The organism is Flavobacterium hankyongi (assembly GCF_036840915.1).
Taxonomy (GTDB): domain Bacteria; phylum Bacteroidota; class Bacteroidia; order Flavobacteriales; family Flavobacteriaceae; genus Flavobacterium; species Flavobacterium hankyongi.
In genome coordinates, this window is record NZ_CP085725.1 from 3,010,259 (window position 1) to 3,032,140 (window position 21,882).

A 21,882-nucleotide genomic window follows, 5' to 3' on the forward strand; every position below is an offset into this window, starting at 1 on the left:
CTTTCAAATTATAGTTAATCATGCTCACAAGGAAGACAAAATTATTGCTGATGAAAATTTTCAGTTTGTTTTCTGTGGTGAGAGGTTATAATATTCCTATTATTGTCTTAGCACAATATTTATCTTCAATATTTATATTGGCTCCCGAAAGGAGAGCGCTTGAGGTGTTATTGGATTGGCGCCTGTTTATCTTGGTTTTTGTTTCGACTTTAACAATTGCATCAGGCTACATCATCAATAATTTTTATGATTCCGAGAAAGACTTAATAAATCGTCCTAACAAATCAATGTTAGATAGGCTAGTAAGTCAAAAAACAAAACTTCAGGTTTATTTCGGACTCAATTTCTTAGCTACAGCTTTAGCTTTTATTATTTCTTTTAGAGCAGCATTATTCTTTGCAGTCTATATTTTTCTGATTTGGTTTTATTCTCATAAATTAAAGAAATATCCAATAATTGGTAACCTTACTGCATCGCTATTGGCAGTGCTTCCTTTTTTTGGAATTTTATTGTATTTCAAAAACTTTTATCATGTGATTTTTGCTCATGCAACATTTCTGTTTCTTTTAATTTTGATTCGTGAAATGATTAAAGACTTAGAAAATTTAAAAGGAGATGTAGCAAATAACTATCAAACTATACCTGTTCGTTTTGGTGAAAGAATTTCGAAACAAGTCATTACAATTTTGACTATTTCGACCGTAATTCCGGTTTATATTTTAATCGAAAAATTCGACGTAGGGTACATGGATATTTACTTTTATGTTGCATTTATGGCGCTAATAAGCTTTTTGATGAAACTTTGGCAATCAAATGAGCATTCTGGATATGTTCAACTTCATAATGCTTTAAAAATTTTGATTGTGGCAGGAGTTTTTAGTATCGTTTTAATCAATCCTGTTGTTTTAATTCACGGTAAAGCAATTTTACGTATATGAGATTTTTCTTTTTTCTTTTAATTCCTTTTATTTTTTATGGTCAAAATGAAGGTAAAAATGACTTTCAAAATAAAATAATTGAAGAGCATTTAACAAACTGTGCGCATAAGTACAATTATACTTTTCAAATGAAAGAATGGCAAGATTGTATTGACGCTGGTCTTAAAAAAGATAGCACAATTGCTTACTTGTGGCAACAAAAAGCAATGCCATACTTTAAAGAAAGAAAATATGAAGTAGGCATGCAGTATATTAATAAAGCAGTTTTGTATAATCCAGAAAGATGGCAACCTTACAGAGCTTTCATCAAATGTATTTTTGCAAAAACGTATAAAGATGCCATCGCCGATTTTGAAGATTGTAAAAAGAAATACGGGAATGGTTATGTAATGGATCATACGTTTGATTTCTACATGGCATTGAGTTATTTGCAATTGACCGAATTTATAAAAGCCGAAAAATTACTTCAGAATTATGTAGATGAAATGTTGAAGAAAAATGGTGAAGACTGGGTACATCATACAGCCTTATTCTATTTAGGGATTTCAAAATATGAACAAGGAAGATATGAGGATGCAATTGTAGAATTTGACAGAGCATTGAAAAAATATCCTAATTATTCTGATGTTAAAACATATAAAGGACTTTGTTTTTATAAGCTTGGAAAAAAAGAAGACGCTGAAGTGATTATGAAAGAGGCAAAGGCAGATTATGAATTAGGCTATAAAATCAATGAGGATAATGTAGTTTATGAGACATATCCTTATCAAGTGAGAAGAAAGTAATTGTAAAATCTTAATTTCCTATCTTTGCAAAAAAATATTGAAAGATGAATAACGGAAGAGGTAATAATAAAAGAAATACGACAGGAAAATCAAATTCTGGAGGGAAATCAAATGCAGGAGGGAAAAGACCTAGCGCAGCAGCTAAAGATGGATTTAAGAAAGACAACTCAAAGACAGGATTTTCTAAACCTAAACCGACAGTAAGTAAGCCTAAACCGGCAAAAACTGAAAAATCTGACGATATCCGTTTAAATAAATACATTTCAAACTCAGGGGTTTGTTCTCGCCGTGATGCAGATATTTATATTCAATCTGGTAACGTAAAAGTGAATGGTGAAGTAATTACAGAGATGGGGTATAAAGTAAAACCTGGAGATGTAGTTAATTTTGATGGAGCAACACTTATACCTGAAAAGAAAGAGTATATTCTATTGAATAAACCTAAAGGATTTACAACTTCAAAAGATGAGGATGTGAATTCCAATAATGTTCTTGATCTAGTGCGTAATGCTACAAAAGCAAAAATTCAGCCTATAGGTCGTATGGACAAGACAACAACGGGATTGTTATTGTTTACTAATGATTCTGATATGGTTAGAAAATTCACACTTCCTAATCAACGTTCGTCAAAAGTGTACCAAGTTTCTTTAGATAGAAATTTGAAATTTGAAGATCTTGAAAAAATCGCATCAGGACTAACTATTGATAATCACAGAATTTTTGTTGAAGAGATTTCATATATTGATGGAGAACCAAAATCAGAAATCGGGGTAAAGATGAAAACTGCCAATGTAAAAGTGGTCCGTAACATTTTTGAACATTTAAAATACAATGCTATAAAAATTGACCGAGTTGTTTTTGCAGGATTAACAAAGAAAAATCTACCGAGAGGGAATTGGAGATTTTTAACAGATCAAGAAATAATCAATTTAAAAAATACACAATAAAATACAATCCCGATTCGTTCGGGATTTTTTAATACTATTTATGACACCAGAAAATTTACAATCTATCGCCTTTAGATGGTTCGAAGCCTTTAACACCAAAGAATTAGAAAAATTATTATCGCTTTACGATGATGAAGCAAAACATTTTAGTCCAAAACTAAAAATTCGTCAACCCGAAACCAATGGATTGGTTGTAGGAAAACAAGCCATGCGCGAGTGGTGGCAAGATGCATTTGACAGACTTCCAAGTTTGCATTATAAAGTAACTTCTTTAACAGCAAACACAGATCGCGTTTTTATGGAATACATAAGACAAGTCGATGGAGAAGAAGATATGTTCGTAGCAGAAGTGTTAGAAGTCCGAGACGGAAAAATAATAGCATCCCGAGTGTACCACGGATAACTCAAAAGCCTTTAAACCTAAATAAAATGTTAAGTTTAAAGGCTTTATTGTTTTAAAAACAACCAATTTTATTAGCTTTACTATCAATCATCCTAATCTATAACTATGAAAAAAGTAATTCTTTTATCGGCAGCACTTCCTTTTGTGTTTACTAGTTGTAAAAAAGAAACGAAGACAGCAGATTTTGCTACTGTTACTAATAACTATTTTAAAGAGAAAAACGAGTTAGAACCACTTAATGCAACTCTCAATGGTCAAAACGAATTCAATGACCAGTTTGTGTTCGAAATGACCGATTCATATCGAAAAAAACAATCCGATTTCTTTAATAAATACGAATCAGAATTAGCCGAAATAGATTCAGAAAGTCTTACACCAGAAGAAAAAATAAGCTACGAAATTATCAAATGGGAAACTGCTGTTGGAAAAGATTTTCTAAAAACAGATGCTAATTTGATGCCAATACATCAGTTTTGGGGTACACATTTAACAATGACGCAATTTGCCAGTGCAACTGCAGCACAGCCTTTCAAAACAGAAAAAGATTATAGAAACTTTTTGAAAAGAATGGACGCTTACAGTGTTTGGATTGACTCTGCTGTTGTGTATATGAAAAAAGGAATGGCTAAAAAAATGGTCCTGCCTAAGGCTTTGACGGTTAAGTTGATTCCGCAATTTGAAGAGCAAATCACTCCAAAAGTGGAAGATAATATTTTTTATTCTTCTATAAAAAGTTTGCCAAATGATTTGTCAGCCGATGTAAAATCATCCTTAAAGAATGATTATGCCTCAATGATTAATAATAAACTTATGCCTCAGTATAAAAAGATGGTCGATTTCTTAAAAACAGAATATTTGCCAGCTTCTAGAAATACTAGTGGAATAGGAAGTATTCCTGGTGGTAAGGAATTGTATGCAGTTTATGCTAAACAATGGACTACTACAACAAAAACACCTGAAGAAATACATGAGTTAGGTTTGAGTGAAGTGGCTCGTTTAAAATCTGAAATGGAAAAAGTTAAAGCAAAAGTTGGTTTTAAAGGGACTGTAGTTGAATTCTTTAATTATGTTCGTAATAAAAAGGAGTTAATGCCTTTTAAGAAACCTGAAGAAGTCATTGCTAACTTTGAAGCAATTCACAAAAAAATAAAGCCAAACGTAGATAAGCTTTTCTCATTACAACCTAAAACCCCTTTTGAGATAAGAAGAGTAGAGGCTTTTAGAGAAAAAACCGCAAGTGCCGAGTATGTTCAAGGAGCTGCTGATGGTTCACGTCCTGGCGTTTTTTATGTGCCAATTCCAGATGTTACAAAATACAACTATTATGGTGACGAAGATTTGTTTCTACATGAAGCAATTCCAGGGCATCATTTTCAAATTTCTTTACAACAGGAAAATCAAGAGTTGCCTGATTTTAGAAAATTCAATTGGTTTGGAGCTTATGGAGAAGGTTGGGCGCTTTACACAGAAAGTTTAGGGAAAGAATTGGGATTATATGATGATCCATACCAATATTTTGGGATGTTAGGTAACGAAATGCATCGTGCAATTCGCTTAGTGGTAGATACTGGAATGCATTCTAAAGGATGGACACGTGAGCAGGCGATAAAATATTCGCTTGAAAACGAAGCAGAGAGCGAGGCAAGTATTATTTCTGAAGTAGAAAGATATATGGCTATTCCTGGTCAGGCTTTATCGTATAAAATTGGCCAACTAAAAATTATTGAACTTCGAAAAAAAGCTGAAAATGCTATGAAAGATAAGTTTGATATTAAAGTCTTCCATCAAAAAGTGTTAGAATCTGGAGTAATGCCGTTGGCTTTATTAGAGAAAAAAATCAATGATTGGATCGAGAAATAAAAAATAAAAGGCCACATTAAGTGGTCTTTTTTATTAAAAAGACCTTTAATTGTTTTGCCTAAAAACAGTAATTAAAATTAATTAAACGGTTACATTTGTCTATCCACAATTATTAAAATATGAAAAATAACTACTTTAAATTATTGATAATCATTTTTGTGACTCTTTTTATAAAGACAGCTTCCTTTTCTCAAACTACACTAAGTGCAGGAGATATGATGATTATTGGTTGTGATTTAAATGCCAATATTTTTAGGGTGGTTTTATTAAAAGATATTACTTCAAATACAGTTATTAAATTTACAGATATAGGTTGGTTGACCGGTACACCCGGAGCATGGGAAACAAATAGCTCTAATCTCTCTGGAGAGGGTACTATAACTTGGACAACTACAACCAGTTTGGCTTCTGGTACTGTGCTGGATTTAAATTTTTTGGGTTCAGGAATGGCAAGTTTAAAAACAGTTGAAGGATCTCCTCAAAATCAATCTATTGTTGTGAACCAAATGTCATTAGCTGATGTTGTCAGTTCTAATGGAGAGAATTTGTTTGTTTATCAGGGTAATGCCTCTAACCCTTATTTTGTAACGGGGTTTAATAATATTGTTATAAATACTGTATCAATTCTTATTGGTCTAAATGGCTGGACACCAGATGGCTCTTATATTAACGGCTACGCAATTACGTCTAACTTACCCAACGGGAATGGTAGTCAAAACGCATTAACAGATGGGATAAACGCTTTAGGGATGATAGATCCATGTAGACAAGTTCAGGTGCAATACACAGGACCAACAACTGCCACTGATATTTCTACATGGAAATCGCGTTTTATGAATCGTTCCAATTGGTCTTGTGGTTCTTCAGGGGTTACAAATTCGGTGGCAAACACAATTACAATTTTACCTTTGGCAGTAAGTGAATTTGAAACAATTTCAAATTTAAAACTCTATCCTAATCCAATGGCTAATAGCTTAAACATAGACTTCCAAAACTTAACTAATGCATCGGTTACAATTTATGATGTGAATGGAAGACTACTTAGAGCAAATAATCTTACAGAATTATCTAATACAATACCGACTTCAGATTTTCAAAAGGGAATTTATTTCTTTAAAATTCAATCAAATGAGGGAAGTGTTACCAAGCGAATAGTGAAAGAGTAGGAAAAGAATAAAAACAAAAAACCCACTCTATGAGTGGGTTTTTTAAGGTGGTGCCTCCAGGAATCGAACCAGGGACACACGGATTTTCAGTCCGTTGCTCTACCAACTGAGCTAAGGCACCTTTGGTTGCTTTCAGTTGAGCATTTCTACTTGCTGATTGCGGGTGCAAATATAGAACCATTTTTCATTTATCCAAAACAATTTTTTAAAAAAATCTATTACTACCTTTGTTTCTCAAAAAAATCAAGAATGATATTAACTATTGATGTTGGAAATACCAGAATAAAAAGTGCTGTATTTGAGCAAAATACAGTTTTGGAAACATCTGTTTTTCTAAAAGAAACCCTTGAAGAATCTATTGAAAAAATTTTTAAAAAATTTTCCAATATTGAGGTTTTAGTACTTTCTTCGGTTGGGAAAATAGATGAAAAGGGTTTGGATTTTCTTTTTGGCCGAATAAAAATTCATGTTATAGATCGAGATCAGCCGTTTCCTTTTCAAAATAATTATGCAACACCTAATACCTTGGGGATAGATAGAATGGTTTTGGTTGCTGGAGCTGTGTTGCAATTTCCTGCCCAAAATAGATTAATTATCGATGCTGGAACTTGCGTGACATATGATTATGTTGATCAAAATGATGTTTACCATGGTGGAGCAATTTCGCCAGGAACAAGATTGCGTTATGAAGCAATGCATAATTATACTGCCAAACTCCCTTTGTTAGAGTTAGAAGATATTGAAAAAGTTGTAGGAAACTCGACTAGCAACTCGATGCATTCTGGCGTTGTAAATGGTTTGACTTTCGAAATAGATGGTTATATAAATGCAATAAAGGCTGAAAAGGAAAACTTTATCATAATTTTAACTGGTGGAGACGCTAATTTTTTGGCTAAACGATTAAAAAATACCATATTTGCCAATTCAAATTTTTTACTTGAAAGTTTGAACAGTTTATATCAATATCAAATCAACAATGATTAAGAAAATAATTTTAGGAAGTCTATTCCTTTTTTCATTAAATACATTTGCTCAAGAAGGTACTGCTTCGCCATATTCATTTTACGGAATAGGTGAAGTTAAGTTTAAAGGAACAATTGATACTAGAGCTATGGCGGGTATTGGGATTTTAAATGATAGTATTCATCTTAATTTGCAAAATCCTGCAGCGCTTTCTTCTTTAAAACTGACAACTTTTACAGTTGCTGGTACATTTTCTCCAGGTAAGTTTAAAACTGCTTCTGAAGAAGAAAAAGCACAAAGAACTTCATTTGATTATTTGAGTGTAGCATTTCCTGTGGGTAAAATTGGGCTTAATTTTGGTTTAATGCCTTATAGTTCTGTTGGTTTTAAAATTCTAAAAGAGACGTCAACAAATGCTAAAAGATATTTTGGAGATGGTGGGTTAAATAGATTTTTTGTTGCAGGATCTTATCAAGTGACACAGAAATTGAGTTTTGGATTAAATGTTGCATATAATTTTGGTGAAATAGAAACAAGTGTGTCAGAATTTAAATCTGGAGTTCAATTTGGAAGTCGTGAATTGAATAATTCAAGAATGAGTGGATTGGTTATTACTACGGGTGCTAGTTATAAAACAAAAATTAAAAAATATGACTTTATCACAAGTGCTACTTTTTCTCCTGCTTCAAATTTAAATTCGAACAATACAAGAGAACTGGCTAAGATTACATATAATGCTCTAGGTACAGAAAATGTTTGGGATACAAGGGATATTGATGTTGAGGATTCAAAAGTAAAACTCCCTGCAAAATTTACTATAGGTTCTGGGATTGGTCAAGATAAAAAATGGTTTGTTGGGTTTGAGTCTGGTTTTCAAGGTAAAGGAGATTATTCTAACGTAGTTGTAGAGAATGCTTCTTATGAGGCTGCTTCTAAAATTTCTTTGGGAGGATACTATATTCCTAAGTATAATTCTATTTCTAGCTATTTGAAAAGAATTACTTATAGAGCTGGTCTTCGTTATGAAAATACAGGTTTGATTTTAAATTCTAAATCAATTAAAGATAAAGCTGCTACTTTTGGTTTTGGATTTCCATTAAGTGGTTTCTCGAATATTAATTTTAGTTACGAATTGGGTAAAAGAGGAACTGTAGATTCTGGACTAATTCAGGAGAATTATCAAAACTTTTCTGTTGGATTGTCGTTTAACGATAGATGGTTCGTAAAACGCAAATACGATTAATTAATGCAATTCGCTCTGTTTAAAATTATATTTAGAAAAGTGATGCTTCCTGTGGCAGCAACACTTTTTTTTATTTCTTGTGAAAGTAATTTTAACGAGGTTAGGAAAATTAATGTTACCGAATTAAATCCTGTTGGTGAGGCACAGGATTTTGATTTAAAATACACTGATTCTGGAAAAATAAAAGCTGTTTTAGTTTCTCCTCAAATGTTAGATTATTCACATCTGGATTTTCCTTACACTGAATTTCCAAAAGGAATTAAGGTAACTATTTATGACGAAAATGGAAATCAAAGTTTTGTTACTTCAAATTATGCTATTTCCTATTCGGTTTCTAATCTTATAGATTTAAGGGGACAAGTTACTATAACTACGCACGAAGGTAAAAAGTTGGAAACAGAACAATTGTATTACGATCAAAAAAACGAATGGTTCTTTACACAAAAGAATTATAAATTCACTGATAAAGGAAATGTTATCAATGGTGAAGGGATAGATTTTAGTAAGGACTTTAAGCACTTAGATACACAAAAAATTAACGGAGTATATAGTCTTTAAAACTTTAAAAATGAATTATTTAAAATACACACAATACGCTTATTTAGTTGCTGCAGCTTTTTTTATATATGATGGAATTTCAAAATTCAATTCAAATAGAAATCAAGCTTATTTGAGTCTTCTATTCGCTTTGATGGCTGTTGGTATGTTTTTTTTTAGAAAAAAATTTGCTAAGAAATTTGAAGATAGGAACAAGAATCAATAAAAATTTAAACTTTCTCTTAAAATAAATGCGAACATCTTTTATTATTTCATAGATAATTGTATTTTCGCCCACTGAATAAAAAAATATTATAATATAATGGCAGTTTTATCTAAAATTAGACAGCGTTCATTACTAGTAATCGCAATTGTGGGATTATCTCTTTTTGCGTTTATTATTGGAGCTTTAATCGAAAATAAAGGTTTTGGAACAGGAACAAGAAATGCAGGTACCATTAATGGTGTAGATATTCCTTTCGAAGACTTTAGAATTAAAGTTGATAATGCACAAAAAAGTCAACAAGGAGTAACTATGATGCAAGCTACTAATGGAGTTTGGGAGCAGGAAGTTAGAAGAGTTTTACTTGAAGGACAATATGAAAAATTAGGATTGCGTTTAGGTGACGATCAATTGATTAATATTATCAAAGAAGATCCTCAGTTTGCACAAAATCCTCAATTTTTAAATGCTGCTGGTAAATTTGATAAAGCTAAGTTTAATGAATTTATTGGTTCTATTAAAAATTCATCACCAGAAAGATGGCAACAATGGTTGGCATACGAAAAATCATTGTCACAATTTGCTGTTGAGCAAATGTATAACACAATGGTGAAATCTGGTTTTTATACTACTCAAGCGGAAGGTAAATTTAACTACGAGTTGGAAAACAATAAAGTCACTTTTGATGTAGTTTCTGTTCCTTATTCAACAATTGATGATAAGAAAGTAGAATTGACAGATAGCGAAATTATCGCTTACATGAAAAAGAACGAGAAAAAGTATAAAGCTGAAGAATCTCGTGAAATTGAATTCGTTTTAATCGAAGACAAACCATCTGCTGAGGACGAAAAAGCAGTAAAAGATAAAGTTAATGCTTTGATGAACTCTTCAGTAGTTTATAATGCTGCAACTGGTAAGAATGATACTGTTGCTGGTTTCCGTAATACAACTAATGTTATTGATTTTGTAAACACAAATTCAGATATTAAATACGATTCTACATATATCGCTAAAAAAGATTTACCTGTTGAACATGCAGAAGCAATTTTCAATACACCTCAAGGAGGTACTTATGGACCATATATGTTTGGGGATTATTACTGTATTTCTAAATCATTAGGTAAAAAATCAGGAATCAATGCTAAAGCTAGTCATATTTTATTAGCTTATAAAGGAGCTGCTAGATCTCAAGCGACTAGGACTAAGGAAGAAGCACAAGCAAAAGCTAACGAATTATTAGCTCAATTACAGGCAAATCCTGGATCATTTGCAATGTTAGCATTTACTAATTCTGACGATTCTTCAAAACAGCAAGGTGGTGACTTAGGTTATTTTTCAAAAGGACAAATGACTAAAAACTTTGAAAACTTTGTTTTTGGAAATCCAGTTGGAAAAATTGGTTTAGTTGAAACAGAATTTGGTTTCCACATTATCAACGTAACAGATAAACAAGATGGAATTCGTTTAGCAACTATTGCTCAAAAAATTATTCCTTCAGAAGCAACTAGTGATGCAGTATTTACAAAAGCTACTAAGTTTGAAATGGCAGCTAATGAAAAAGATTTCGCTACAGCTGCAAAAGAAAATAAATTAACTATCGCTCCACTTGCAAAAGTGTTAGCTCTAGATGAGAATATTCAAGGAATTGGTGATCAAAGAGAAATCGTTCGTTGGGCATTTGGAGCTAAAGAAGGTGAAATCAAAAGATTTAACACTAAAGTAGGAAGTGTAGTTGCTCGTTTAAAGAAAGTTAATGCAGAAGGTCTAATGCCAATTGAAGATGCTAAAAATGCTTTTGGTACTAAATTAAGAAATGAGAAAAAAGCTAAATTAATTGAAGCTAAAATGACTGGTACTACTTTAGAAGCTGTTTCTAAAGCTACAGGTTCACCAGTTAAAGAAGCTAAAGATGTTGCTGCTGCTGGTTCATTTATCGAAACTATTGGTCCTGAGCCAAAAGTTGTTGGAACTGCATTTTCAATAAAACCTGGGGTTGTTTCTCAAACAATTGCTGGTAATTCAGGAGTTTTCAAAATTAAAGTTAAATCTACTACAAAAGCACCTGCTGTTAAAGATTACAAAGATGTGGTTACAAGAGTAAATTCACAATCTAAAGGTTCTGCAGCTGGAAGAGTTTATGGTGCTTTAAGAAAGAATGCTGAAATCGAAGATAACAGAGCTGAGTTCAATTAATAATTGAAATCGGGATATAATATAAAAAGGCCTCACAATGTGCGAGGCCTTTTATTTTTTTAGAGAATCATATCTTTATATGGGATGATAATTTGATATCCTCTTTCTTTAAAATAAGTTGTAGGATCATCTTTTGAAATTGCCAAGACAAAATCGCCTCCCCAAGCTCCAAGACTTTTTATTACACCATCAAAATCACTAAATAAAGATTCTTGTATTGTCAGCGATTCCAAAATGTTGCTTAATTCGATTTCGTGTTCTTTTAAAGCAAGAGCAAATGTTTTAGTTTCAGAAGCATTAATAACTCTGTTAGTAATTTTATTTATTGCTGGAATTATTTTTTGGATATTCGCTTGCTTGTTATAATAATTGGTGATCGCTGCTTTGCTGCTTTGTTTTTTATTAAGATAAACAAAAAATATCTTTTCGCTAAAGCTTGGTTTAAATTGTATTGGAGTAATTATTGGAGTATTATTTTCTAACTGATAAATAATAGGAGAGTTATTTTGTGCGCAAGCAATATCGTAACCACTGCCTCCAAAGCTATTTTTAAGTAATGTAAAGGCATCAATTTGAAACAACTGTGCAATATTGTTTATCAAGGTAGAAGAAGTGCCTAATCCCCAAAATTTAGGAAATGTAAGTTCTGTTGTGATTTTGTAACCTATATTGGTTTTTAAAGAGTTTGGATTTAACAAAACAGCATGATGCAATATTTCAATCAAAGTTGTTTTGATCTTATTGTCTTTAAATTCTCTTTTTTGTAAAATATCTTCTAGATTGAATTCGCTTTCAAACCAAATACTTCCATCACTGTCAAAACTTTTCCACTGAATTATTCCTGAATTTGTTTCTTCAATAATTAAACTTTGACCAAACTTAGTGGGTAAAGCCAATGCTTTAGCACCATCAAGAACTACATATTCACCAGTGATTAAAAGTTTTCCGTTACTATAAAAGGTCTGTTTCAAAACTACTTTCTAATTTCTGCTAAATAATCTACTACCGCACTATGAGTAACTGTATTTTTTTCAAAATGCTTTACTACTTGTTTGCGCTCTTCTTCGTTGGCATTAAACTGATTTAAAATATTCATTAAGTGCATTTTCATATGTCCTTGTTGAATTCCAGTTGTTGTTAAACTACGTAATGCAGCAAAATTTTGCGCTAATCCAGCAACTGCCACGATTTGCATTAACTCTTGTGCACTTGGTTTTTCTAACATTTCTAATGCTACTTTTACTAATGGATGTAAACTGGTTAATCCTCCAACAGTCCCAAGTGCTAACGGAATTTCCATCCAAAAAGTAAAAATGCCATTTTCTATTTTAGCATGTGATAAACTTGAGTATTTTCCATTGCGAGAAGCATAAGCATGAACACCTGCTTCTACAGCTCTAAAATCGTTACCAGTAGCTATTACAACGGCGTCAATTCCGTTCATGATCCCTTTGTTGTGGGTAACTGCTCTGTAAGGCTCTATTTCGGCAATGCGCACCGCCTGAACAAATTTCTCGGCAAATTCCTGTGGATTTTCAATGTGTTTTTCAGATAATTCCTCAATAGAACAAGAAACTTCGGCACGAACCAAACAGTTAGGAACATAATTAGATAAAATGCTCATCACAACTGTGATGTTTTTCTCTTCTTCACTGAATGAAATATAATTTTGTGCTTCTTCTTTCAATGTTTTGGCAAATTGTTCCAAACATGAATTGATGAAGTTTGCCCCCATTGAATCTTTAGTTTCAAAAGTTGCGTGAAGTTGATAGTAATTTTCTAAATCAGAAGTTTTATCACGAAGTTCAATGTCTAAAATTCCACCACCGCGTTTTTGCATGTTCTTGGTAATGCTTTCGGTTTCAGTGAAAAATTTAGGTTTTACTTCGGTAAAAAATTGCTCTAATTTTGACTTATCACCATTGTAAATAAAATGGACCTGACCAATTTTTTCGGTGTTGATAATGGTAGCTTTAAATCCGCCACGATTTCCCCAAAATTTAGCTGCTTTACTCGCTGCTGCAACTACAGAGCTTTCTTCAACTGCAAAGGGAATAGTGTAATTTTTTCCATTTATGGTAAAATTAGGAGCTACTCCTAGTGGTAGGTAAAAATTGGTTATCGTGTTTTCAATAAATTCGTCATGAAGTTTTTGTAACGCCAAATCATCGTTCCAATATTGTTTGATGATATTTTTGGCTTCTACTGCATTTGAAAAATGAGTTTCAACGATCCAGTTGATTTTTTCTTCTTTCGTTAATTTCGAAAATCCGCTAACTGCTTTGGTCATTTTATATTCTTTTTTACAGATGCAAAGATAGAATTAGTACTTGAATTGGACAGAAGAATCGACTCAGAATATCTATTTAACAAAAAAATAAGTCGTTATTTCGGTTTTTTTCCTTAAAATTGGCCCTTTAATCATCAATTCGATAATGAAAAATAAAATTACTTCGGTTTTTGTATTGCTTTTTGTTTCAATTTCAATGTTGGCTCAAAAGCAATTAACTTTAGACGAGATTTGGACAGGAGCTTTTAGAGCGCAGGGAATGACTGCTCTTGAAGCGATGAAAAATACAAATCAATACACAGTTTTAGATTTTGATAGAGCATCAAAATCATCACAAATCAATCTATATGATTTTGCTACACTAAATAAGGTCGCAACTTTACTTGATAGCAAAGATTTTACAGCATTACAAGGTGTCGATTCATATACTTTTAGTAAAGATGAAAAGAAATTATTGATTGCTAATAATAGTGATCAGATTTTCCGTCATTCGTTTGTTGCCGATTTCTTTATTTATGACATCGCTTCGAAGTCATTAACAAAATTGGCTGATTATAAAGTACAAGAACCTACTTTTTCACCCGATGGAACTAAAGTGGCCTATGTGTACCAAAACAATTTGTATGTATATGATTTGGCTTCAAAAAAGCATACACAAATTACAACAGATGGTAAGAAAAACAGCATCATTAATGGTGTTACGGATTGGGTTTATGAAGAAGAGTTTTCTTTTGTAAAGGCTTATGATTGGAATTTAGGTTCAGATAAGATTGCGTTTATTCGTTTTGACGAAACTGATGTGCCTCAATTTTCGATGGATATGTATAACGAAGGTTTATATCCAACACAAAATGTTTTCAAATATCCTAAAGCAGGAGAGAAGAATGCAATAGTTTCATTACATGTTTATGATGCAAAAACAGGTAAAACTCAAAAAATCAATTTAGATAAATACAGTGATTTTTATATTGCTCGTATCGAATGGACGAATGATGTAAACACATTATCTGCTCAGGTGTTAAACCGTCATCAAGATAACTTAGATTTATTATTTGTTGATGGAAATTCTGGAACAACTAAAGTTGTTTTAAACGAAAAAGATAAAGCGTATGTTGATGTGACAGATAACTTAACTTTCTTGAAAGACAATAGCTTTATTTGGACTTCAGAAAAAGACGGTTACAACCATATTTATCATTATGACAAAACAGGTAAACTGAAAAAGCAAATTACTAAAGGAGCTTGGGAAGTAACAAACTATTATGGTTTTGATGAGAAGAATGGAATGATTTATTATCAATCTGTTGAAAATGGATCAATTAACCGCGATGTATATGCAATAAAATTAGACGGAAGTGGTAAAAAACGTTTGTCAACACTAACAGGAACAAACAATGCTACTTTTAGTCCAAATTTCCAATATTTCATTAACTCATTCTCAAGTGCTAAAAATGCACCAAAGTATACATTACATGAAACTAAATCAGGCAAAGAGATAAAAGTTATTGCTTCGAATGAAAAACTTGAAGAAAAGTTAACTGCTTATAATTTGCCATCTAAAGAGTTTTTTGAATTAACTACTGAAAAAGGGCATAAGTTAAATGCATGGATGATTAAGCCAAAAGATTTTGATGCAAATAAAAAATACCCTGTATTTATGTATCAATATTCAGGCCCTGGTTCACAGCAAGTTGATAATAACTGGAATGGAACTGATGATTATTGGTTTATGATGTTGACTCAACAAGGATATATCGTTGCTTGTGTTGATGGCCGTGGAACTGGTTTCAAAGGTGCCGATTTCAAAAAATGTACTCAAAAAGAATTAGGAAAATACGAAGTGGAAGATCAAATTGATGCTGCAAAGGTATTTGGAACGTATTCTTATGTAGATAAATCTAGAATTGGTATATTTGGCTGGTCGTTTGGAGGATTTATGGCGTCAAACTGTATTTTTCAAGGAGCTGATGTGTTTAAAACAGCGATTGCTGTAGCGCCAGTTACGTCTTGGAGATATTATGACAGCATTTATACTGAGCGTTATATGCAAACACCTCAAGAAAATGCAAGTGGTTATGATAATAATTCACCTATAAATCATGTGAGCAAATTAAAAGGAAACTTTTTATTAATTCACGGAACGGCAGATGATAATGTACATGTGCAAAATACAATGAAAATGGTTGAAGCTTTAGTACAAGCGAACAAGCAATTTGATTGGGCAATTTATCCAGATAAAAATCACGGTATTTTTGGAGGAAAAACACGTTTACAGTTATACACTAAAATGACAAATTTCATTAAAGAAAAACTATAATTTTATATTTATTAACCAAAAACAATAAAATGAGTGAAGCAACAATAAAGCAAGGACATCCTAAAGGATTGTGGGTGTTATTTGGAACCGAAATGTGGGAGCGTTTCAACTTCTACGGAATGAGAGCAATTTTAACATTGTTCATGGTAAATTCTTTGATGATGAAAGAAGCAGATGCTTCATTAATCTATGGAGGTTTTCTTGGACTATGTTATCTAACGCCGTTATTGGGCGGATTTATCTCAGATCGTTTCTTTGGTAACAGAAACTGTATTTTATTAGGAGGAACTATGATGGCTATTGGCCAATTGTTGTTGTTCTTTAGTGCTAGCGTTTTTGGTACAAACTTAAGCTTAGCAAATACTTTATTGTGGAGTGCTTTAGGTATTATCATTTTTGGAAATGGATTCTTTAAACCGAATATCTCATCAATGGTAGGGAGTTTATATCCAAAACAAGAAAAAACAAAATTAGATACAGCTTTCACGATTTTCTATATGGGTATCAATATTGGGGCTTTCTTAGGTCAGTTTATTTGTCCATTTGTTGGAGATGTTAAAGATGCTGGCGGAATCAGAGATATTCATGCTTTCAAATGGGGATTCTTAGCTGCAGCAATTGCAATGTTAATTGGTACTGTTGTTTTCTTCGTATTGAAAAATAAATATGTGGTAACGCCTGAAGGAAAACCAATTGGCGGATTACCATCAGGTCACGATGCTTCAGATTATGAAGAAGGAGAGTCTCAAAAAGCTCATTTTACTATGACTTCAATTTTTACTGCAATAGCTGTATTTGTAGCTTTGTTTTTTGCTTTTCATTATACAACCGAAGGAGATAATGTAGTTAAAACTATTATTTATCCTATCATTTATTCAAGTGGGATATCGTTAGCATTATTAATTCTTTTAGATAAAACGTTGACAAAAGTAGAAACACAACGTATTTGGGTAATCTACATCATGTCATTCTTTATTATTTTCTTCTGGGCAGCTTTTGAGCAGGCCGGTTCTTCTTTGACATTCATTGCAGATAACCAAACAGATCGTAATTTTTTTGGTTGGAATATGCCCCCTTCAATGGTGCAAATTTTCAACGGATTATTCGTAGTTATGTTTGCATTTCCATTCAGTTTATTATGGGATAAATTAAGAGCATCTGGAAAAGAGCCAATATCAACTGTTAAACAAGCTTTTGGTTTAGCATTAATCGCTTTGAGCTATTTCATTATTGCACACAATGTGAAAGATTTAGGAAGCAGTGGTTTGTTAGCTATTTATTGGTTAATTTTATTATACTTAATTCAAACTTTTGGTGAATTGTGTTTATCTCCAATCGGATTATCATTGGTTGGTAAATTATCTCCTAAACGTTTTGCTTCATTGGCTTACGGAGTATTCTTTATTTCTAATGCTGCAGGATATGCTTTATCAGGGACTTTAGGTTCAATTTTACCAGCAACTGGTGATAAATTCAAAAAAGCACAAGAATTAGGAATCGATTTACAAGGTGTGTTAGATAAGACTGTTACTCCAACAGCTGAACAATTAAAATTGTTGACTGATAACCAAATTAGTGCTACAAATCCAGTGTTTGCAGGTTTTGAAATTCATAATTTATATGAGTTCTTTATGGTATTTGTTGTATTGTGTGGTATTGCATCAATCATTTTGTTTGCCTTGACACCAAAGTTGAAAAAAATGATGCACGGAGTGAGATAATTCCATTAAAAAATATTTTTGTATCTTTCAAGTCCCGCTTTAAGCGGGACTTTTTTTAACACCAAATTGAATAAAATTATGTGGAAATCACATCCTAAGGCTTTGCCTTTTTTGTTTTTGTCTGAAATGTGGGAACGTTTCGGTTATTACTTAATGATTGGAATTTTTACCCTTTACCTAAAAGATGTTGAAACGGGCTTTGCCATGACCGAAGCTGAAGCTTCCGATTTATATGGAACTTTTATCGCTTTGGTGTTTTTGACTCCTTTTATAGGTGGTTTGGTTGCAGATAGATATTTAGGATATCGTACTTCTATTATTTCTGGTGGATTAATGATGGGGGCTGGTTACCTAATGATGGGGATTCATAGTTTACCTATGTTATACCTAGCTATGACTTTAGTAATCGTTGGTAATGGGTTTTTTAAGCCAAATATTTCTACTTTATTAGGGAATTTCTATAATGATGAAGAATATAAATCCAAAAAGGATGAAGGTTACAATATCTTCTACATGGGTATAAATGTTGGAGCCTTTATTTGTAACTTTTTTGGAGCCGTTTTTGAGAATTTATTTGGTTGGGCAGCGGCATTCTCTGTGGCAGGTATCGGAATGTTTATTGGAGTAATAGTATTTGTTTTAGGAACTAAACATTATGGGGACAAAACAGGAAAAAAAGGCACCCAAGAAGGGGATATGCCATTCTGGAAAATTGTAATGTTTATTTTAGTGCCATCAGTAGTTTTCGGAGTGATTGGATGGTTAATCAAAGGAGTGGCTTCAGAAGCAAATTTAGACAGTGCAATTTTTGGATCAGATAGTACAGATGCTTTTATTTTTGCATGTATTCCTGTAGTGTTGTTTTATTCAAGTCTTTATTTTAAAGCAAAAGAAGATGATAAGAAACCAATAGGTGCTTTATTGGCGATATTTGCGGTTGTGATTTTATTTTGGGCTGTTTTTAAATTAAATGGTTCGGCGTTAAATAATTGGGGAGATAAATATACAGATAGAGAAGTTACGGGCATTGCTAAAACAGTTACTGATAAAATTTATTTAACCAAAGAATTAGAATACAAAAAAGATTCGGTTGCACTTTATGATCATGCTTTTAGAATTCAGAAAAAAGATGGAGAGGTAATTAAAGAGGTTAATTATCCATTATATTTTAGAAACGTTGCTAAAGATAAATTGCCTAAAGAAGATGCTAAAATTTCAGTTTGGGCTTCTAATTTAAGCCAATCAATTAATCCTTTTTGGGTTATAGCTCTGACGCCTTTGATAGTAGCTTTCTTTACTTATTTAAGAAGTCGTAAGAAGGAACCATCAACACCTACAAAAATTGCTTTCGGATTATTAATTTCTGCTTTATCGGTTTTAGTAATGGTTCTAGCTGTAAAAGCTGGACAAAATGGTTCTGAAAAAGTATCTGTTTTGTGGTTGTTTGCTAATTATGGAGTAATTACTATTGGAGAATTATTATTGTCACCAATGGGGCTTTCTGTGGTTTCTAAACTAAGTCCAGTTAATATTACTTCGTTAATGATGGGAGGTTGGTTCTTAGCAACGTCTATTGGAAACAAATTGTCGGGAGTATTAGCATCAATGTGGGATAAGTATGATGATAAATCAAACTTCTTCTGGGTTAATTTTGGACTATTAATGTTTGCAACATTATTGATGTTTGCCTTATTGAAACAGTTAAATAAAGTAATGAAAGAAAGAGGGATTAATTAGTATGGCAACAACGTTAGAAGAAATTCAAAATTTTAAAGGGAAATATCCAAAACAACTTTGGTATTTGTTTTTTAGCGAAATGTGGGAACGTTTTAGTTTCTATGGAATGCGAGGTATGCTTACCGTTTTCATGGTAAGTCAGCTAACAATGAATGAAACAACTGCTAATTTACAATATGGAGCAACTCAGGCTTGGGTATATGCTTTTACATTTATTGGAGGCTTATTTGCAGATAAAATTTTAGGACTTCGTCGTTCTTTGTTTTGGGGTGGATTATTAATGATTGTAGGAAGTATTATTTTGGCTTTAGATCCTAAAAACTTTTTCTTTATTGGAATTTCTTTCACAATTGTAGGAACGGGTTTTTTTAAACCGAATATTTCATCAATGGTTGGGCAGCTATATAAGGATGGAGATGTGCGACGTGACGCTGGATTTTCATTGTTTTATGCAGGGGTGAATTTAGGAGCCTTAATTGGAGGGTATATTTGTATTGCTGTGGCTAATGGAAATCTTTGGTCTTCATTAGTTCCTGAACATTTGCGTTGGAATTATGCTTTTGGTTTCGCATCAATCGTGATGATTATAAGTTTGTTGACTTTTACACAAACGCAAAAAAGTTTGGGAGAAATTGGTTTGTCGCCATTGGCTCATTTAGAAAACTCTAAACGTAAAGTATTTGAGATTGTAACATATATTGGATCATTAGCCATTATCCCTGTAATAATTTTAATGGTTGCTAATACAGAGTACACAGATTATTTCATGATGATTATTGGTCCTGCTTCTATTTTGTATTTGCTTTATGAGATGAAAAATTTCTCTAAGTCAGAAAATATGAAATTGTTAGCTGCTTTAGTATTCATAATATTCTCAATATTTTTCTGGGCATTCTTCGAACAGAGCGGTGGCTCATTAAGTTTATTTGCAGCCAATAATTTAAATAATACTGTTTTAGGTATAAAATTAGATCCAAACGGAGTGAATAATTCAGCCAATTCATTATTCGTAATTGCTTTCGCAGCATTAGTAGGAATGGTATGGTTATGGATGGCAAAAAAGAAAATTGAGCCTAATACTGTTGTGAAATTTGGTTTAGGATTTTTATTTCTTGCAGGAGGTTTTTGGATTTTCTATTACACAAAATTTTTTGCAGGTTCTGATGGAAAAACTTCGCTAGATTTATTCACTTTTGGATGGTTTATCATTACTTTTGGAGAGTTGTGTTTGTCACCAATTGGAATGAGTGCTATGACCAAATTATCCCCTCAAAAAACACAAGCAGTCATAATGGGGATGTGGTTTTTAGCAAGTGCGTATGGACAGTATTTTGCAGGTTTGTTAGGAGCAGGAATTGCAGAAGCTTCTGAGAATGCATCTAATCTTGAAAAATTAAATACTTATGCAGATGGTTATCAGCAGTTGGGACTGTATGCTTTGATTGCAGGCGTTGCGTTAATAGCTATTTCACCATTGGTTAGAAAATTAATGCAAGACGTTAAATAATTTTGTATTTTCGGCATTGTTTTTGAGATATTGAAAATAAAAATTGAATGATGAAAAAGTTACTTTTAGGATTATTATTGTTTTTGGGGGCATTAAGTGTTCAAGCGCAAGAGATACGATGGATGTCTCTTGACGAAGCTTTAGCTCGCCAAAAAAAGAATCCTAAGCCTATTTTCATGGAAGTGTACACTGATTGGTATTCTCAGTGCAAAATGTTTGAAACAAATACACTACAACACCCTGAGGTTTCTGAAGTAATTAATAGAAATTATTATGCAGTTAAGTTCAATGCTGAAGGGAATTCTGTAGTAAATTATAAAGGAGCAAGTTTTAATAACCCAAACTTTGATCCTAATAGAAAAGGAAGAAATAGTGCACATCAATTAACTTCATATTTAAAGGTTGAAGGATATCCATCAATTTATATTCTTAATAGAAATGGTGAGGTTGAAGAAAAGGCTACAGGTTTTAAGACTCCTGAAGAATTATTAAGGTTTTTAAAATAAGACTATGAAAAAAATAAAATACTTATTGTTTTTGTTGCCTATATTTTTGATTTTTAGCTTTGCTGAAAATAATGATAATGAAGAATCATTAAAATGGCATACAAATGTAAAAGAAGCGGTTGAGATTGCTAACAAAGAAAATAAACCTATTTTTATGTTCTTCACAGGAAGTGACTGGTGCGGTTGGTGCATTCGTTTGCAAAAAGAAGTTTTTAAAACCCCTGAATTTGAAAAATGGGCAAAAGAAAAAGTTGTTTTAGTAGAACTCGATTATCCAAGAAGAAGTGCTCAAACTGATGATGTAAAAGCTCAAAATGCACAATTACAACAAATGTTTGCCATTAGAGGATTTCCTACTGTTTGGTTTGTAAAAGCAACTGATAAAGACGGGAAAATTAATTTCGAACAATTAGGAAGTACAGGATATGTTGCAGGAGGGCCTTCTGCTTGGTTAGATGGTGCAAATCAAATTATAGCTAAGTTTATTCCATATACAAAAGAAGAAAAAAAAGCTATGACAAAAAAATTGAAAGCTAAGTCTTAAAA

General features: G+C 32.4%; 19 protein-coding genes and 1 tRNA gene. 17 read left to right on the forward strand and 3 right to left on the reverse strand.

All coding sequences use genetic code 11. The annotated features are described in order from the left end of the window. The first annotated feature begins 20 nt into the window (after positions 1–20). From LJY17_RS13705 to LJY17_RS13730, 6 genes are all read left to right on the forward strand, one after another. A complete protein-coding gene (locus LJY17_RS13705) occupies positions 21–938 on the forward strand; it encodes a geranylgeranylglycerol-phosphate geranylgeranyltransferase (RefSeq protein WP_264544377.1) in 918 nt (305 codons plus the stop codon). Then, positions 935–1,723, forward strand: a complete 789-nt coding sequence (locus tag LJY17_RS13710) for a tetratricopeptide repeat protein (protein WP_264544378.1) — start codon at positions 935–937, stop codon at positions 1,721–1,723. Before LJY17_RS13705 ends, LJY17_RS13710 begins: the two co-directional genes overlap by 4 nt. 44 nt (positions 1,724–1,767) lie before the next feature. Further along, complete coding sequence (locus LJY17_RS13715; protein WP_264544379.1) at positions 1,768–2,670, forward strand: pseudouridine synthase; 903 nt, start codon at positions 1,768–1,770, stop codon at positions 2,668–2,670. A gap of 40 nt (positions 2,671–2,710) precedes the next feature. Beyond that, complete coding sequence (locus tag LJY17_RS13720; protein ID WP_264544380.1) at positions 2,711–3,073, forward strand: nuclear transport factor 2 family protein; 363 nt, start codon at positions 2,711–2,713, stop codon at positions 3,071–3,073. Positions 3,074–3,178: 105 nt separating this feature from the next. Next, positions 3,179–4,933 (forward strand): DUF885 domain-containing protein, encoded by a 1,755-nt coding sequence (locus tag LJY17_RS13725; protein WP_264544381.1) that lies wholly within the window; start codon positions 3,179–3,181, stop codon positions 4,931–4,933. Positions 4,934–5,052: 119 nt separating this feature from the next. Beyond that, the gene (locus LJY17_RS13730) at positions 5,053–6,099 is read left to right on the forward strand and encodes a T9SS type A sorting domain-containing protein (RefSeq protein ID WP_264544382.1); all 1,047 of its coding nucleotides are present in this window, start codon (positions 5,053–5,055) and stop codon (positions 6,097–6,099) included. 48 nt (positions 6,100–6,147) lie between these two features. On the opposite strand, the gene LJY17_RS13735 is transcribed toward LJY17_RS13730, so the two are convergent. Further along, positions 6,148–6,220 (reverse strand) — tRNA-Phe (locus LJY17_RS13735). 128 nt (positions 6,221–6,348) lie between these two features. Here LJY17_RS13735 and LJY17_RS13740 point away from each other — a divergent pair. The 5 genes from LJY17_RS13740 (at position 6,349) to LJY17_RS13760 (ending at position 11,258) form a co-directional block, all read left to right on the forward strand. Continuing rightward, positions 6,349–7,083, forward strand: coding sequence for a type III pantothenate kinase (locus LJY17_RS13740; RefSeq protein ID WP_264544383.1), 735 nt, complete (start codon positions 6,349–6,351; stop codon positions 7,081–7,083). Further along, positions 7,076–8,305, forward strand: coding sequence for a hypothetical protein (locus LJY17_RS13745; protein WP_264544384.1), 1,230 nt, complete (start codon positions 7,076–7,078; stop codon positions 8,303–8,305). The genes LJY17_RS13740 and LJY17_RS13745 overlap by 8 nt, the downstream gene beginning before the upstream one ends. A gap of 3 nt (positions 8,306–8,308) precedes the next feature. Further along, a complete protein-coding gene (lptC, locus tag LJY17_RS13750) occupies positions 8,309–8,863 on the forward strand; it encodes an LPS export ABC transporter periplasmic protein LptC (RefSeq protein WP_264544385.1) in 555 nt (184 codons plus the stop codon). Positions 8,864–8,873: 10 nt separating this feature from the next. Beyond that, positions 8,874–9,068, forward strand: a complete 195-nt coding sequence (locus tag LJY17_RS13755; RefSeq protein WP_264544386.1) for a hypothetical protein — start codon at positions 8,874–8,876, stop codon at positions 9,066–9,068. Between the two features lie 96 nt (positions 9,069–9,164). After that, entirely contained in the window at positions 9,165–11,258 is a 2,094-nt protein-coding gene (locus LJY17_RS13760; RefSeq protein WP_264544387.1) for a peptidylprolyl isomerase, read from the forward strand. 59 nt (positions 11,259–11,317) lie between these two features. Here the strand turns inward: LJY17_RS13760 and LJY17_RS13765 are convergent, their stop codons facing one another. Then, positions 11,318–12,229 carry a GYDIA family GHMP kinase gene (locus LJY17_RS13765; RefSeq protein ID WP_264544388.1) on the reverse strand — a complete coding sequence of 304 codons (912 nt, stop codon included), beginning with the start codon at positions 12,227–12,229 and terminating at the stop codon, positions 11,318–11,320. 2 nt (positions 12,230–12,231) lie between these two features. Then, positions 12,232–13,548, reverse strand: a complete 1,317-nt coding sequence (locus LJY17_RS13770; RefSeq protein WP_264544389.1) for a hydroxymethylglutaryl-CoA reductase, degradative — start codon at positions 13,546–13,548, stop codon at positions 12,232–12,234. Between the two features lie 145 nt (positions 13,549–13,693). Between LJY17_RS13770 and LJY17_RS13775 the strand changes: the two genes are divergently transcribed. The 6 genes from LJY17_RS13775 (at position 13,694) to LJY17_RS13800 (ending at position 21,880) form a co-directional block, all read left to right on the forward strand. Continuing rightward, a complete protein-coding gene (locus LJY17_RS13775; protein ID WP_264544390.1) occupies positions 13,694–15,865 on the forward strand; it encodes a S9 family peptidase in 2,172 nt (723 codons plus the stop codon). A gap of 29 nt (positions 15,866–15,894) precedes the next feature. Next, positions 15,895–17,586: a peptide MFS transporter gene (locus LJY17_RS13780; RefSeq protein WP_264544391.1), complete on the forward strand. Its 1,692-nt coding sequence runs from the start codon at positions 15,895–15,897 to the stop codon at positions 17,584–17,586. A gap of 78 nt (positions 17,587–17,664) precedes the next feature. Further along, a complete protein-coding gene (locus LJY17_RS13785; protein WP_264544392.1) occupies positions 17,665–19,323 on the forward strand; it encodes a peptide MFS transporter in 1,659 nt (552 codons plus the stop codon). A gap of 1 nt (position 19,324) precedes the next feature. Further along, positions 19,325–20,830 carry a peptide MFS transporter gene (locus LJY17_RS13790; protein ID WP_264544393.1) on the forward strand — a complete coding sequence of 502 codons (1,506 nt, stop codon included), beginning with the start codon at positions 19,325–19,327 and terminating at the stop codon, positions 20,828–20,830. Between the two features lie 47 nt (positions 20,831–20,877). After that, positions 20,878–21,336, forward strand: a complete 459-nt coding sequence (locus LJY17_RS13795; RefSeq protein WP_338441511.1) for a thioredoxin family protein — start codon at positions 20,878–20,880, stop codon at positions 21,334–21,336. A gap of 4 nt (positions 21,337–21,340) precedes the next feature. Then, positions 21,341–21,880, forward strand: a complete 540-nt coding sequence (locus tag LJY17_RS13800; protein WP_264544395.1) for a thioredoxin family protein — start codon at positions 21,341–21,343, stop codon at positions 21,878–21,880. Positions 21,881–21,882: the final 2 nt, after the last annotated feature.

Coding starts and splice junctions, on each gene's coding strand:
- LJY17_RS13705 (WP_264544377.1), top strand. CDS start 21: ATGCTCACAAGGAAGACAAAATTATTGCTGATGAAAATTTTCAGTTTG.
- LJY17_RS13710 (WP_264544378.1), top strand. CDS start 935: ATGAGATTTTTCTTTTTTCTTTTAATTCCTTTTATTTTTTATGGTCAA.
- LJY17_RS13715 (WP_264544379.1), top strand. CDS start 1,768: ATGAATAACGGAAGAGGTAATAATAAAAGAAATACGACAGGAAAATCA.
- LJY17_RS13720 (WP_264544380.1), top strand. CDS start 2,711: ATGACACCAGAAAATTTACAATCTATCGCCTTTAGATGGTTCGAAGCC.
- LJY17_RS13725 (WP_264544381.1), top strand. CDS start 3,179: ATGAAAAAAGTAATTCTTTTATCGGCAGCACTTCCTTTTGTGTTTACT.
- LJY17_RS13730 (WP_264544382.1), top strand. CDS start 5,053: ATGAAAAATAACTACTTTAAATTATTGATAATCATTTTTGTGACTCTT.
- LJY17_RS13740 (WP_264544383.1), top strand. CDS start 6,349: ATGATATTAACTATTGATGTTGGAAATACCAGAATAAAAAGTGCTGTA.
- LJY17_RS13745 (WP_264544384.1), top strand. CDS start 7,076: ATGATTAAGAAAATAATTTTAGGAAGTCTATTCCTTTTTTCATTAAAT.
- lptC (WP_264544385.1), top strand. CDS start 8,309: ATGCAATTCGCTCTGTTTAAAATTATATTTAGAAAAGTGATGCTTCCT.
- LJY17_RS13755 (WP_264544386.1), top strand. CDS start 8,874: ATGAATTATTTAAAATACACACAATACGCTTATTTAGTTGCTGCAGCT.
- LJY17_RS13760 (WP_264544387.1), top strand. CDS start 9,165: ATGGCAGTTTTATCTAAAATTAGACAGCGTTCATTACTAGTAATCGCA.
- LJY17_RS13770 (WP_264544389.1), bottom strand. CDS start 13,548: ATGACCAAAGCAGTTAGCGGATTTTCGAAATTAACGAAAGAAGAAAAA.
- LJY17_RS13775 (WP_264544390.1), top strand. CDS start 13,694: ATGAAAAATAAAATTACTTCGGTTTTTGTATTGCTTTTTGTTTCAATT.
- LJY17_RS13780 (WP_264544391.1), top strand. CDS start 15,895: ATGAGTGAAGCAACAATAAAGCAAGGACATCCTAAAGGATTGTGGGTG.
- LJY17_RS13785 (WP_264544392.1), top strand. CDS start 17,665: ATGTGGAAATCACATCCTAAGGCTTTGCCTTTTTTGTTTTTGTCTGAA.
- LJY17_RS13790 (WP_264544393.1), top strand. CDS start 19,325: ATGGCAACAACGTTAGAAGAAATTCAAAATTTTAAAGGGAAATATCCA.
- LJY17_RS13795 (WP_338441511.1), top strand. CDS start 20,878: ATGATGAAAAAGTTACTTTTAGGATTATTATTGTTTTTGGGGGCATTA.
- LJY17_RS13800 (WP_264544395.1), top strand. CDS start 21,341: ATGAAAAAAATAAAATACTTATTGTTTTTGTTGCCTATATTTTTGATT.